This window comes from Lysinibacillus sp. 38-6 (genome assembly GCF_046245175.1).
GTDB lineage: Bacteria > Bacillota > Bacilli > Bacillales_A > Planococcaceae > Lysinibacillus.
Map to the genome: position 1 here is coordinate 2636350 of NZ_CP176417.1, position 14375 is coordinate 2650724.

Sequence of the window (14375 nt, forward strand, 5' to 3'; positions counted from 1 at the left end):
GCGACCAACATAGTCACAACCCGTTTTTACAACGCTAGACAAAGTCCAAAGCAGTAAAAATCTTGTTACGTCACTATGGTAAGCGACAATTTTCATTGCTCTATTGTCTAATTCATATCTACGCCTTCTAAACGGTCAGAGCCTGTTGGATGTGCCAAGTAATTTGTCACTTTAGCACTTGCAGCTAAAATAGGAATGGAGTGTGCAAGTGGTACCCAAGGCGCATCTTCAGAAATAATAACTTGCGCTTGTTTGTATAGCTCAGTACGTTTCGCTTCATCCACTTCTGTTTGAGCAGCAACAAATATGTCGTGTAACTTTTCGTTGTCATAGTAAGTGTAGTTATTAGAGCCGATATTATCAGCGTCTAACAATGTGTAAAGGAAGTTATCAGCATCGCCGTTATCCCCAGTCCAACCAAGTAAGAATGCATCTGCTTCACCATTTTGAGCTTTTTCTAAATACGTAGCCCATTCAAAAGAAACAATTTTAGATGGCATACCTACATCCGCTAAATTCTTTTGAATTGCTTCAGCAATTTTTTGACCATCTGGCATGTATGGACGTGGTACTGGCATTGCCCATAGCTCAATTTCTTTACCGTCATAGCCTGCTTCTTTCAGTAATGCTTTTGCTTTTTCAGGATCATATGCATAGCCTGTAATATCATCATTGTAGCCAGCAATAACTGGTGGCATTGGATTTTTCGCAGGCTCAGCTAAGCCTTCATAGAAAGCATCTACTAAAGCTTGCTTATCAATTGCATAGTTCACTGCTTGACGAACTTTTACATTATCGAAAGGTGCACGTGTTACCGTTAATCCAAGATAACCAACGTTCATAGATGGACGCTCGATTAATTGTAAGTCAGCATTCGCTTCGATTGATTCTTTATCAGATGGACTTAAGCCATCCGCCACATCTACCTCGCCGTTGTTAAGCGCATTTAAACGTGCAGAGTTTTCAGGATAAGAACGGAATATAACTTTATCTAATTTCGGTAAACCTGCAATACGGTAGTCAGGATTTTTTTCAATTGTAATCGAATCATTGCGTACCCATTTTACAAATTTGAATGGACCTGTTCCTACTGGATTATCGATTAACGCATCATCATTCGCTTCAAATGCAGTTGGCGAAGCGATAGCGAATGGAGACATCGCTAAGTTTTTCAAGAATGGTGCTTGTGGCTGAATCAATTTAAAGACAACTGTGTTATCGCCTTCTGCCGTAATCGATTCAATGATTTGCTCACCGTCCATCGTAAATTGAGACATGAAGTAAGGGAACTTATCAGCGCCAGCTTTCCAGCGCTCGAAATTTTTCACGACTGCTTCTGCGTTAAAATCAGAACCATCGTGGAATTTAACACCTTCTTCAAGCTGGAGTGTGTAAGTTAATCCATCCGGTGAAGCTTCCCAAGATTTCGCTAAACCAGGTTGCAAAGTAACATCTTTATCTCCAAAGTTAATAAGTGTTTCATAGAGATTGACTGTAACTTTAAAAGACTCACCCTCTGTTACGGTTGCAGGATCAAGTGCAGTAGAGTCCCCGCCTCGACCATATACTAAAGTTTTTTCGCCACCGCCAGCTGAATCGCCGCCAGTTGACGTATCTTTTGAACCTGAATCCTTGCCATCAGAGCCACCACTACACGCAGCTAAGATTGTCGAGAGAACAAGAATTAGCATAACGCCTAATGACCAAAGCTTCTTTTTCTTCATTTATTTTCCCCCTAAAACTTTTTTATATCATTTAATGTTGAAGCGCATCGTATAGATGACAAGCAACATAATGACCAGGTTTCACTTCTTGCAGTTTCGGTACAACGCTAGAACATTGCTCTTTCTTAAACGGACATCTTGTATGGAATGCACAGCCGCTTGGCGGATTGGATGCACTCGGAATATCTCCGGTAATGATGAGCTGCTCACGTTCAAAAGTTGGATCTGGCACAGGAACAGAAGAAAGCAATGCCTGTGTATACGGATGGAGCGGCTCTGCATATAAATTCTCACTAGCTGTTAGCTCTACTAACTTGCCTAAATACATAACGCCGACACGATTACTAATATGCCGTACAACCCCTAAGTCATGTGAGATAAATATATAAGTAAGCTTTAATTCTTTTTGCAACGATTGCATAAGATTTAAAACTTGCGCTTGAATCGATACATCTAACGCTGAAACAGGCTCGTCCGCAATAATTAAACGAGGATTAGTCATCAACGCACGTGCAATGCCAATACGTTGTCTTTGACCACCACTAAATTGATGCGGATAACGTTTTGCGTGATATTCATGTAAGCCAACGATTTCAAGAAGCTCTATTACTTTCTTTTTGCGTTCCTTTGAATTGCCCATACCATGCACAATAAGGGGTTCCTCTAAAATCTTGCCAATCGAATGGCGAGGATTAAGCGAAGCATAGGGATCTTGGAAAATCATTTGGATATCTCTACGCGCTTTACGCATTTCATTGTTGGATAATGTGGACAGCATTTTGCCGCCAAATTCAATGTGACCTGCTGTCGGTTCAAGTAAGCGCATTAGAAGGCGACCTGTAGTTGACTTACCACATCCCGATTCACCTACGATGCCTAATGTTTCCCCTTCAAACACTTCAAAGGAAACGTCATCTACAGCTTTGACATCTCCAACTTGCGTATTTAAAAATCCTTTACGAATAGGAAAATATTTTTTTAAACCATCAACTTTCAATAACACTTTCGACATGATGAACCACCTCCTGTTCTTCCAATAAAAAGCACCTTGCTTTATGATGCTCTGTCGCCTCATATAAAGGTGGTGTTTCCTGTAGGCAACGCTCCATGGCAAATTCACAGCGTGCTGCAAAGCGACAGCCATTTTTAATCGTGCCCGGCTTCGGTACAGTGCCAGGTATTGAATAAAGGCTATCCTTTTTATAGCGCATATCAGGTACTGATTTAATAAGCCCTTGCGTATACGGATGCTTAGGCGTTTTAAATATTTCTTGAATCGATGCTTCTTCTACAATTTGCCCTGCATACATAACGATTACGCGTTCACAAGTTTCGGCTACAACACCTAAATCATGCGTAATTAATAAAACGGCTGTGTTCATACGCTTATTTAAATCTTTCATCAGTTGCAAAATTTGCGCTTGAATTGTAACATCGAGGGCAGTAGTTGGCTCATCTGCTATCAGTACCTTTGGGTCACATACTAATGCCATGGCAATCATTACCCGTTGTCGCATCCCACCTGATAATTGATGTGGATAATCCTTTAATAGTTCCTCCGGACGAGGTAACCCTACTAGTTTCATAATGTCTACTGCTCGGGCAAAAGCTTTCTTTTTCGACCATTTAGGATTATGAATTAAGATAGCTTCTTTTAATTGCTCCCCAATGGTAAACAGCGGGTTTAAGGAAGTCATCGGCTCTTGGAAGATCATCGCTACATCCTTGCCTCGCACTTTTTGCATTTGCTTATCCGTTAATTTCGCTAAATTTTTGCCATCTAACAGTACTTGTCCACCTGTAATTTTTCCAGGTGGCGAAGGAATCAAGCCCATTATCGACAAAGATGTTACGCTTTTCCCACTACCTGATTCCCCAACAATCCCTAAAATTTCCCCTTCATGGACCGAAAAATCAATATCATCAACGGCAGGAATCTGTCCATCATCTGTGAAAAAGGTTGTTTGTAACCCTTTAACTTCTAACAGCTTTTTTCGCATGTTCAACCACCCTACCCTACCAAATTTTTATAAAAATACAAATTTATAGTTTATTATATACTAACTATCAATAAATTCTCTATTTTCAGATAATTCTAACTAAATTATCCCTCTCTTTCAATCATTATTATTCTGCAAATAACATATATTTTCTACATTTTTCGACATCTCTTATAGTAAGTTCCTAATTTTAATAATAAAAAACCTTCCATAAATGGAAGGTTTGGTGCCAGGCACTCACACAATTCTCACACAATTTAGTTGTTTGGCTCCAGCTTAGAATAGTGTGGGCCTTAGGACACCGAATGCACATAGGAGAAAACTGGCTGACACGTTAAAGCACAACCGTAGCGGGCATCAACGCCAGTCGTCACCTTGCAAAACTTAATCTAAATGTTGTACTTGGAATAAATTATAGTAAGTGCCTTGCTTTTTCATGAGTTGCTCGTGATTACCTTCTTCTATTAATTGTCCATGATCAATAACAAAAATTTTATCTGCATGGGTAATCGTAGAAAGTCGGTGCGCAATGATAATGGTTGTGCGGTCATGCACAAGGGCATCCAACGATTCTTGAATCAGTGCTTCACTTTCTAAATCAAGTGCTGATGTCGCTTCATCCAAAATTAAAATCGGTGGATTTTTTAAAAATACACGGGCGATGGCAACACGTTGCTTCTGTCCACCCGATAATTTTACCCCTCGCTCACCAACCTTCGTGTTATAACCATTCGGCAAGCTCATAATAAAGTCATGGGCATTCGCCGCTTTCGCCGCAGCAATGACTTCTTCCTCAGACGCATCCGGTTTCCCCATCAATATATTCTCTTTTACCGAATCACTGAACAAAATATTATCCTGTAACACGATTCCAATTTGAGAGCGCAAAGAATGAATTGTGAGATCCCTAACATTATGTCCGTCTACATATACCGCTCCGTCCGACGTATCATAGAAGCGAGGAATTAAGCTGATAATGGTAGATTTTCCGCCGCCACTCATCCCAACAAATGCAACCGTCTCCCCAGGATTAATGGTGAAATTCATATTTTGCAAAATGGTTGAACCATCTGCTTCATATTGAAAAGCTACATTTTCAAAACGTACCTCACCGGTTGCCTTCTCTAATGTTAATGCATTTTCTTTATTTTTCACCTCATAAGGCTCATCAATAAGGTCAAACATACGGTCCATGGAAGCAATCGACTGTGTCAACGTCGTCGATGAACTTACTAAACGTCGAAGTGGTCCATAAAGGCGTTCAATATAAGCGATAAAGGCAACCATTGTTCCAACCGACAAAGGACCATTAATAACTTGATAGCCTGCATAAGCAATAACGAGTAATGGTGCTACGTCCGTAATCGTATTGACGACTGCAAAAGACTTAGCATTCCATTTCGTTTGGTCCAATGCTTTTTCTAAAAATTCCCCATTCGCTTCGTCAAATAATTTTTGCTCATGTTTTTCGAGCGTAAAGCTTTTAATAATACTCATGCCAGCCACTCGTTCATGCAGATAACTTTGGACGCCTGCAAGTGCTTGTGAACGGTTGCGTGTTAATGCTCGCAGTTTACCAAAGAAGAATCTTACACTAATGGCGTAGAACGGGAAGGCAATAAGTGCAACAAGTGTCAGTTTGACATCCATAGCCAACATAATACCAACGGCAATGACAATCGTGGCTAAATCAAGCCAAACATTCATTAACCCTGTCATAACAAAATTTTTCGTTTGCTCTACATCGTTAATAACACGTGAAATAACATCGCCAGCTCTTGTATTGGCGTAATATTTCAAACTTAGTCGTTGTAAATGCGCGTAAATCTCTTTACGAATATCAAAAAGAACCTTGTTACTGACATGCTGCGCAAAATATTGACGGTAATATTCGATTGGCGGTCGTATAACAAAGAACACAATAATTGTACCGCCTAGCCAGTAAAACAATTCCTTTGTTTTTTCTGCATCCGTTAAGTTTTCCGCAGCAATAATATCATCCAATACTATTTTGATAAGCAATGGAATAAATAACGGAATTGCAAATTTTACTATACCAATTAATACCGTTAAAAGTATTTCCCATGTGTATGGTTTTACAAAACGCATATAACGTTTTATACTACCCATTTTTCATCACTTCCTTATTAGAAAACCGTATTTGCTAATATGGCTTTCTATACATTAAAAAACAAACAGACATTCTATGACGAATGCCCTTACGTATTATAGCAATATTTAGCATGAAGTACAGTTAGTTGAACTTTTAGGCTGACTATTTTTCATTTTCATCGGTCGTCTTCTTAATAAAATACCCGTTAAAAAGCAAAAAACACCTATTAGTTTAACTAATAGGTGTTACTGACTATCATCTGCCTGCATATCGAGCTGAAACTTATAGCGACTTGTCCAAGCATCGATAAAATCAGGTGCAAACGGTCCTCTTTTTTGTTGTATCCAGCTAATTAATTTTTCGACATTACGCTTTAAAATTTTATCGATGACATCTGGGTAAGACATTTCCTGACGATGTTGCTCATATTCATCTTCATCTAAAAGGGTATACGACATATCTGGAAAAACCTTAATATCTAAATCATAGTCAATGTATTTAATGGCATTATTATCGAAAACAAATGGTGAGCTCAGATTACAATAATAATAAACACCGTCTTCACGCAACATGCAAATAATGTTAAACCAATGCTCCGCATGGAAATAACAAATAGAAGGCTCCCTCGTTAGCCACGTACGACCATCGGATTCTGTCACAAGTGTCCGTTCATTCGCACCGATAATAATGTTTTTAGTTCCTTTTAAAACCATTGTTTCTTGCCAAACACGGTGGATGCGGCCATTGTGCTTATAACTATGTATTTGTATCGTTTCTCCTTCTACCGGTATTGCCATCTTTGAAGCCCACCTTTTCGTCTATGCTACCTAAATCTAGCAGTCTCTAGTATATTATAGCAATCTGTACGCGAAAGGTGTAGTTGAAAACTACAAATTTCACTGTGTCATGTTATTTATGTACAAATTTTCGTAAATTAATAGCAATTTCCATCTCATAACAGCAACTTTAATGGATTTTTTTTACACACAAATAATCAATATAGAAAAGGGCTGTCCTTTTCATCTTTTCGATTTTTAGACAGCCCTTTAGAAGGTAAATGCATTTATGCAGTTACAAAATGATTACTTGCTTGAATTTTGGTTATTCTTAGCAAATTGTCCTGAAGCTTGCGCTTTTTTCTGCTCAGCTTTAGCATTTTGCTGTTGCACTTCGTTGAAGTCTGTTTCATAACCAAATTCTTCACTTTGGCGCTGCATGTTTTTATTCGCTTGTTGGTTCGTGTTTTGATTTTTCTTCATCAGTCATTCACCTCCACGCTCATTATTGTGTACAGAGGTGATGTCATTTATGCTCTTTAATTTTTTAATTATCTATTTTATCGCTTGCCAAATTTTTAACATGGGCACAGGCATCGGCAATAATGATATTTGTTCCCGTGTTAGCCATTCACCCTTTTTACATGTTTTACTCTTCATATAATGTGCATTTATATGCCAAGTTAAATGAGAAAACACATGCTTAAATGTTAAAATGTCTTGCGTTTCCTGTGGTTCTACTTCATATTGTTGAGCAAATTGTTCAAATGAATTTTCATTGTGTTCAACCATTGGGAACTGCCACATATTCGCGAGTAAGCCTTGTGATGGACGTTGCTCCAATAATAGTCGGCCATGGTCATCCTCACAAACAAAAACATCAAATGAAATATGCTTCATCTTCACTTTCTTTGATTTTACAGGCAGTTCTTCTGGCTGTCCTTCATGAAACGCAGTGCAATATTCTCGCACAGGACATAATAAACACTTCGGTGATGTTGGTGAACAAATAAGTGCTCCTAATTCCATTAATCCTTGATTAAAGGACGATGGATTGTCTGGATCAATTAGTTCATCGACAGCTGCTTCAAAAATTTTCTTTGTTTTCGGAAGTGCAATATCATCATGTATATTAAGTACACGACTTAACACACGCATGACATTGCCATCAACTGCATGTTCGGGCTTATTATAGGCAATACTTAAAATAGCTCCTGCAGTATAGGGACCAACCCCTTTTAACTTGGAAATTTCATGACGATTATCAGGAACAATCCCACCATAGTTTTCTAATACCTCGCGAACACCCGCCTGCAAATTTCTTGCTCGCGAGTAATAGCCAAGGCCTTCCCAATGTTTTAATAAATATTCTTGAGGTGCCTCTGCTAATAATTCTAAAGTTGGAAAGCTTTCCATAAAGCGATTGTAATAAGGAATTACTGTGTCGACGCGTGTTTGCTGTAGCATTACCTCAGAAACCCATATTTTATAAGGGTCCTTTGTATGCCGCCAAGGTAAATCTCGTTTCTCTTCTTCAAACCATTCGACTAAAGATTGTCGAAATTGTGCTACATATGGATAATTCACAGTGACCTCCCGTGTCTTTACGATTTAATTTATGTTTAAATGGGTATACAATTAAGAAAAGTTAATTCTCATAATATGACAAAAAACATCTAGAGGTATTGAGGCTTCTATTAAAGAATGACCCAACATTTACCGTCTAGTGCAGATGAATATTTAATGATTGAAAAGTAAATTGTAAAAGCAATACCATAATTGAAATATACATGTATGCATTGTACGCTTTTTTTACGCATACTAGGAGTGGATAATTTTGGATTCTGGAACACATTTTGTTATGGGCATCGCCCTCGGTGGTCTCGCTCTAGCTGACCCCGTCGTTGCTAATCATTCTATAACCTTTACTGCTGTTATGGCTGGGACAATAATTGGCTCACAAGCACCGGATGTAGATACCGTTTTAAAACTTCGCAATAATGCGATTTATATTCGACACCATCGCGGTATCACACACTCAATACCAGCTGTCGTGATCTGGCCAATATTAATAACAATCGTATTATCACTAATTATGCAAGACGCCAATATGTTACATTTATGGCTTTGGACATTTCTTGCCGTAGCCATCCACGTTTTTGTTGATATTTTTAATGCTTATGGAACACAAGCAATTCGTCCATTCTCGAGAAAATGGGTAGCACTTGGCGTCATCAATACATTTGATCCAATCATTTTTACTTTACATTGTCTCGGCATTTTACTTTGGGCTTTTGGTGCAAACCCTGTTTGGACATTTAGCGCAATGTATGGGATTATTGTTATTTACTACATTTTACGCTTTGCTGTCCAAAAAGCTGTGAAAAGAGCTGTCCATCATACTATTCAAGATGAAGAATACGTGATTGTCGCACCTACAATGCGATTTTTCCACTGGCGCATTGCAGCAAAATCCAAAACCCATTACTATGTTGGCCGTGCTTATGGGCGATCTGTTAATATTTACGATAAGTTTGAAATCAAGCCGCTACCGAAAACTCCTACTGTTGAAGCAGCTATGAAAGACCCTAATCTCGATGCATTCGTGTCCTTTTCACCGTTGTATCGATGGGAAATTTCTGAGCTTGATAATGACTTAACAGAAGTGAGGTTAATTGACCTACGCTATCGCAGTGACAATCGCTACCCTTTCGTTGCAGTGGCACATTTAAATGAAGCAAACGAAATCGTCACATCTTATACGGGTTGGATTTTCACCGAAGATAAGTTGCAAAAAAAATTACAAATTGGCGCAAGCAATTAAACAAATAAAGCCGGGGTATCCTTTTGTAGGGAACACCGGCTTTGTTATGTTTTTACTGTTCGTTATTGTATCATATCATCACTTGCATCTAGTAAATGAGCGTATTTTGGATTGCGTCCTGCAAATTCATGAAGCTTATCGCCGTAGCTTGTAATTAATTGGCGCACTAAATTTTCCGTGTAATCTGCCCCACGATAATTATAGCCTGCTTTGGCAGATGTAGATTCAAAATCACTCCATAGCAGTTCAATCCAGACACGTGCGCGCCCAACTGACATTTGAGGATTTTTCTCCAGTAATTCAGCTGTTAGTTTATCGATTTTTTCTTGCATTTATTTCCCCGCCTTTATAGGTGATAAAATTGAAACAGGCAATGCTTCCTGATATTTATCGCCGCCTAGTCGATGACCCCAAGCAAAACGTCCTTTTAAATAATCAACTTGGAAATAGTTGTTGTCAGAGCCGTCGATACGATACATTTCACCTGGTACAATCGTATCTAAATCAACTAAATATGCTGCTGCCATTAAAGCTTTACGCTCGTACACGGCAAATTCATTTAGTATACCGAGCTGTTCTGCTTTACGCGCCTTTTCTTTTAGCTTAGCTACTTCTTCACGTAATTCATGTTCTGTCATTGCAGCATAGTTTTTGTCATTCATAGTTCATTCTCCTTCTCTTCAATAAAACGATCTATTATTTCGACAGGAAATCCTTTTTGATAAAGCGCCTGCTTCGTTTTCATTTTTAATTCATAACCAGTATACTTCGAGGCATACTTTTTCCAAACTTTTTCGCCTTGAGCATCGAGTAATGACTGCCATTCATCTTCTGCTTGCTCAATTTCGACCTGTCCAAGTACCTCATCTACAATCGTAAAAGAATAGCCTTTTCGCATAAGGAAATCTTGAATTTTAGCTTTTACTTGCGATGGTGTTTTCTTCTTTTCCGAGCGAATGACTTTTTCTGCAAGCTGTGTGGCAAGCTTTACTTGTTCTTCATGGCTAAAAGTTTCAAGCACTTCATCTTGTAAACTTTTATCGATACCTTTTTTAATAAGATCTTGGCGAATCGCTCTAGGCCCTTTTTTCATCGTCGCTTTTTTCGTATCAAGCAACGCTTTTGAATAAGATTCATCATTTAAAAAGCCATAAGACTTTAACTTTTGGATTGCTTCTAAAATAACGGCTTCTCCAAACTCCAATGAACTTAACTTTTTTTTCACCTCATGCTCACTGCGCATTTGATAGGATAAAAAATTTAACCCTTTATTAAATGCTTTACGAATTTCATCTTCATAGGCAATTTCTTGAATATCAAATTCTTCAAGAACCTTGCCTTTTGTTAGACCAAACTGTATAAGAATGGCCTCATCTACAGGAAAAGCGTATTCCTCGTTTAAATAAATATTATAACGTTCTGGATTATTTTTTTGACGCGCAATTTTTGTAATAACACGCATAGCGAAACCACCTCTTTGCCTTACTATTATAACATCTTTTTCTTTTTTTCTATCTTTGTGTATAGTGGAGATACAGTTATTTGGAAATGGAGGGGATGTTATGAAAATTGCCATCGCAGGAGGTACTGGTTTTGTTGGGAAGGCTTTAACAAAATTATTACAACAACATGGTCATGAAATTTTTATCTTATCACGTAGCACTTCTAAATATGAAAATGGCGTTCAATATGTACAATGGCTATCAGAAGGCACTCGTCCAGAAAAAGAATTGGAAGGTATTGAAGCATTCGTCAATTTAGCAGGCGTATCTCTAAATGCTGGACGGTGGACAAAGAAGCAAAAGAAAGCCATTTATACGAGTCGTATGGATGCAACGCTTGAAATTGTCCGCATACTAGAACAACTAACAACAACACCGAAAGTACTTGTAAATGCCAGTGCTGTTGGGATTTATCCGCCCTCCACAACAACGATCTATGACGAAAACACAAGCAACTACGCAACCGATTTTTTAGGCTGGACGGTTCATGATTGGGAACGCCATGCCAAGCGAGCAGAAAAATTAGGTGTTCGTGTAGCACTTGCACGCTTTGGCGTTATTTTAGGTCGTGACAATGGCGCACTGCCATCCATGCTGTTGCCGTATAAATTGCATATAGGTGGCACGATTGGTTCAGGCGAGCAATGGCTATCATGGGTGCATATCGAAGATGTGGCTCGTGCTATTTATTTTGCTATTTCCAATCCCGCTATTCGCGGACCATTTAATGTAACAGCTCCTCATGCCACACGCATGAAAGAATTTGGTCAAACCATTGCCTTCGTAATGGGACGCCGTCATTGGTTGCCAGTCCCGAGTATAGCTATGCGTTTAGCTCTTGGTGAACAAAGTATGCTCGTTTTAGAAGGACAGCATGTTTTACCAACTGTTTTACAAGCGCAAAATTTCGAATTTAAATTCCCACAATTAAAAGAAGCACTTGAAAATTTATTATAAAAATCAATGCACAAAGTAAAATGAGATGTAGGATAAAATTTAAAAAGTAACGCATCCTAAACGAAAAGGAAAGGATGCGTTTTTTATGTGGAAACAACATATCGTAGGTGCAGTAATCGCTACTTTTATTATCGCCGCAGCCATTAGCTTTAATCCTTACTTTGCATCTGGCTCAGATGAATATCATTGGGGCATTAAAAAAGCAAAGAATGGCGAACCAGCACAAGCAGGTGCCCAACTTGACAAGCTACTCGATCAATACGGAGCAATTTATAAAGGAAAACCCGATAAAAAAGTTGCTTACTTAACTTTTGATAATGGCTACGAAAACGGCTTTACTGAAAGTATTTTGGATACATTAGAAAAAGAAAAAGCACCAGCCACTTTCTTTTTAACTGGGCATTATTTAGAAAGTGCCGGCGACCTAGTAAAGCGTATGGTACAAGATGGACATACAATCGGCAACCATTCTTATGGCCACCCGAATATGGCAAAGCTAACGAGAGATGGTATGCGTGCAGAATGGCGTAAATTTGATGGAAAACTACGTGAATTAACGGGCATTGACCGTACAACATATGCCCGCCCACCAGAAGGAATTTTCAATGCGAAGTTGTTAGAAGTCGGCAATGCAGAAGGCTACCGTCATATTTTCTGGTCTGTCGCTTTTAAAGATTGGCTAAAAGATGAACGACGTGGAGCAGATTATGCTTATAATGCGTTAATGGAGCAACTTCACCCTGGTGCTGTCATTTTAATGCATACAGTTGCGCAAGATAATGCAGAAGCACTTCCTTTATTTATTGCCGAAGCGAAAAAGCAGGGCTATACATTTTTATCGCTCGACGATTTAGTTTTGGAATATGAAGATTTCCCTGTCACTATGCAATCGTCCACTCCTTAGTTATAATGGGGAGATGACATCAGCATGTTATCAATACCTACGTGCTGAACAAAGTTAAAGGACGTGGATCGCTTGACGCAACAAACAACGATGGAAGTGGGACAAAAATTCCCATTAATTATAAAAAGACTTGGTATTAATGGCGAAGGAGTGGGCTTTTACAAACGCAATGTTGTCTTTGTAAAAGGCGCTATTCCTGGTGAAGAAATTACGGCACAAGTGACAAAGACTCAGCGTAACTTTGCAGAAGCTGAAATATTGGCTATACGCAAAACTTCACCATATCGCCAGGAGGCACCCTGCCCTGTATACAACGAATGTGGCGGTTGCCAGCTTCAACATATGACATACGAAAAACAACTGATTGAAAAGCGTGATATCGTGATGCAAGCTTTAGAACGCTATGCTAAACCGTTAGCAGAAATAGTAGAAGTTCGCAAAACGATTGGTATGGATAACCCTTGGCATTATCGCAATAAAAGCCAATTCCAAGTACGTAAAGAAGGCAAACGTGTCTATGCTGGGCTTTTTACTGAAGGCAGTAACAAGCTACTAAATATTAATGATTGCCTTGTCCAACATCCAATTACATCGAAAATCACTGTAGCCACACGAAAGATTTTACAAAAACTAAATATTACGATTTACGATGGTCGTACGCTCGACGGTTTAGTGCGTACGATTGTTGTTCGTACAGGGATTCGCACTGGTGAAACGCAAGTCGTACTTGTTACAACACGCAAAGAAATCCCACATCTTGCTGAGCTAATCACACGCATTAAAAAAATCGATCCGAGCATTGTGTCGATAGCGCAAAATATTAATCGTGAAAAAACATCGCTTATTTTTGGAGATGAAACGATAGTACTGGATGGCAAGGAAACTATACACGAGGAGCTTGGGGAATTAGCATTCGACCTTTCTGCTCGCGCATTTTTTCAATTGAATCCAACACAAACCGTTCATTTATACAATGAAATTAAAAAAGCAGCGGCATTAACAGGTAAAGAAACAGTTGTTGATGCTTACTGTGGTGTAGGTACAATCGGTTTATGGCTAGCAGATCAAGCGAAAGAAGTGCGTGGTATGGATGTCATCCCAGAGAGCATTCAAGATGCACGAAAAAATGCGCGCAATCATGGCTTTAAACATACAAAATATGCAGTAGGCACAGCTGAAAGTGTTTTAGCGAAATGGCGTAAAGAAGGCTTCACACCGGATGTCATTACCGTCGATCCGCCACGTACAGGCCTTGCACCAGATTTTATTCGCACAGTTCTTAAGCTGAAGCCAAAACGTTTTGTCTATACGTCTTGTAACCCATCTACTTTAGCGAAAGATTTACAAGAACTATCAAAGCTTTATGATGTAGAATATATCCAACCCGTAGATATGTTCGCACAAACGGCACAGGTAGAGTGCGTTGCCAAGCTTGTGTTAAAAAAATAAAATATTTGGAGCATCTCAATTCATTTTGAGATGCTCTTTTATTTGCGCGGGATTGCTTTCGCGGAATTGTGGCCTTCTTCCGCGGAATTCCATCCTTCTTCCGCGGAATTCTACCCTTCTTTCGCG

The 14375-nt window shown here is 39.0% G+C and carries 14 protein-coding genes; 4 read left to right on the top strand and 10 right to left on the bottom strand.

Annotation, left to right across the window (positions count from 1 at the left end):
• Nucleotides 1–107: 107 nt before the first annotated feature.
• The 7 genes from ACKVEV_RS13635 to mutY form a co-directional block, all read right to left on the bottom strand.
• Nucleotides 108–1724, bottom strand: a complete 1617-nt coding sequence (locus ACKVEV_RS13635) for an ABC transporter substrate-binding protein (RefSeq protein ID WP_409366926.1) — start codon at nt 1722–1724, stop codon at nt 108–110.
• A gap of 31 nt (nt 1725–1755) precedes the next feature.
• On the bottom strand, nt 1756–2736 hold the full coding sequence (locus tag ACKVEV_RS13640) for an ABC transporter ATP-binding protein (RefSeq protein ID WP_409366927.1): 981 nt from the start codon (nt 2734–2736) through the stop codon (nt 1756–1758).
• Nucleotides 2711–3724 (bottom strand): ABC transporter ATP-binding protein, encoded by a 1014-nt coding sequence (locus ACKVEV_RS13645; RefSeq protein WP_409366928.1) that lies wholly within the window; start codon nt 3722–3724, stop codon nt 2711–2713. The genes ACKVEV_RS13640 and ACKVEV_RS13645 overlap by 26 nt, the downstream gene beginning before the upstream one ends.
• Before the next feature lie 384 nt (nt 3725–4108).
• Nucleotides 4109–5854 carry an ABC transporter ATP-binding protein gene (locus tag ACKVEV_RS13650; protein WP_409366929.1) on the bottom strand — a complete coding sequence of 582 codons (1746 nt, stop codon included), beginning with the start codon at nt 5852–5854 and terminating at the stop codon, nt 4109–4111.
• Between the two features lie 228 nt (nt 5855–6082).
• The gene (locus ACKVEV_RS13655; RefSeq protein WP_173479563.1) at nt 6083–6634 is read right to left on the bottom strand and encodes a DUF402 domain-containing protein; all 552 of its coding nucleotides are present in this window, start codon (nt 6632–6634) and stop codon (nt 6083–6085) included.
• Between the two features lie 285 nt (nt 6635–6919).
• On the bottom strand, nt 6920–7096 hold the full coding sequence (locus ACKVEV_RS13660) for a gamma-type small acid-soluble spore protein (RefSeq protein ID WP_402928024.1): 177 nt from the start codon (nt 7094–7096) through the stop codon (nt 6920–6922).
• 72 nt (nt 7097–7168) lie between these two features.
• Nucleotides 7169–8200 carry an A/G-specific adenine glycosylase gene (mutY, locus tag ACKVEV_RS13665; RefSeq protein WP_409366930.1) on the bottom strand — a complete coding sequence of 344 codons (1032 nt, stop codon included), beginning with the start codon at nt 8198–8200 and terminating at the stop codon, nt 7169–7171.
• 250 nt (nt 8201–8450) lie between these two features.
• On the opposite strand from mutY, the gene ACKVEV_RS13670 reads away from it, so the two are divergent.
• Complete coding sequence (locus tag ACKVEV_RS13670; protein WP_409366931.1) at nt 8451–9437, top strand: metal-dependent hydrolase; 987 nt, start codon at nt 8451–8453, stop codon at nt 9435–9437.
• A gap of 62 nt (nt 9438–9499) precedes the next feature.
• Here the strand turns inward: ACKVEV_RS13670 and ACKVEV_RS13675 are convergent, their stop codons facing one another.
• The 3 genes from ACKVEV_RS13675 to recX are packed head-to-tail and all read right to left on the bottom strand — an operon-like array spanning nt 9500 to nt 10899.
• On the bottom strand, nt 9500–9769 hold the full coding sequence (locus tag ACKVEV_RS13675) for a YfhJ family protein (protein WP_409366932.1): 270 nt from the start codon (nt 9767–9769) through the stop codon (nt 9500–9502).
• Nucleotides 9770–10099 (bottom strand): YfhH family protein, encoded by a 330-nt coding sequence (locus ACKVEV_RS13680; RefSeq protein WP_402928017.1) that lies wholly within the window; start codon nt 10097–10099, stop codon nt 9770–9772.
• The gene (gene recX / locus ACKVEV_RS13685) at nt 10096–10899 is read right to left on the bottom strand and encodes a recombination regulator RecX (protein ID WP_409366933.1); all 804 of its coding nucleotides are present in this window, start codon (nt 10897–10899) and stop codon (nt 10096–10098) included. Before recX ends, ACKVEV_RS13680 begins: the two co-directional genes overlap by 4 nt.
• 100 nt (nt 10900–10999) lie before the next feature.
• Here recX and ACKVEV_RS13690 point away from each other — a divergent pair, with 100 nt between their 5' ends.
• From ACKVEV_RS13690 to rlmD, 3 genes are all read left to right on the top strand, one after another.
• The gene (locus tag ACKVEV_RS13690; protein WP_409366934.1) at nt 11000–11896 is read left to right on the top strand and encodes a TIGR01777 family oxidoreductase; all 897 of its coding nucleotides are present in this window, start codon (nt 11000–11002) and stop codon (nt 11894–11896) included.
• Nucleotides 11897–11981: 85 nt separating this feature from the next.
• Nucleotides 11982–12800: a polysaccharide deacetylase family protein gene (locus ACKVEV_RS13695; RefSeq protein ID WP_409366935.1), complete on the top strand. Its 819-nt coding sequence runs from the start codon at nt 11982–11984 to the stop codon at nt 12798–12800.
• Nucleotides 12801–12872: 72 nt separating this feature from the next.
• Nucleotides 12873–14249 (top strand): 23S rRNA (uracil(1939)-C(5))-methyltransferase RlmD, encoded by a 1377-nt coding sequence (gene rlmD, locus ACKVEV_RS13700; RefSeq protein WP_409366936.1) that lies wholly within the window; start codon nt 12873–12875, stop codon nt 14247–14249.
• Nucleotides 14250–14375 lie beyond the last annotated feature (126 nt).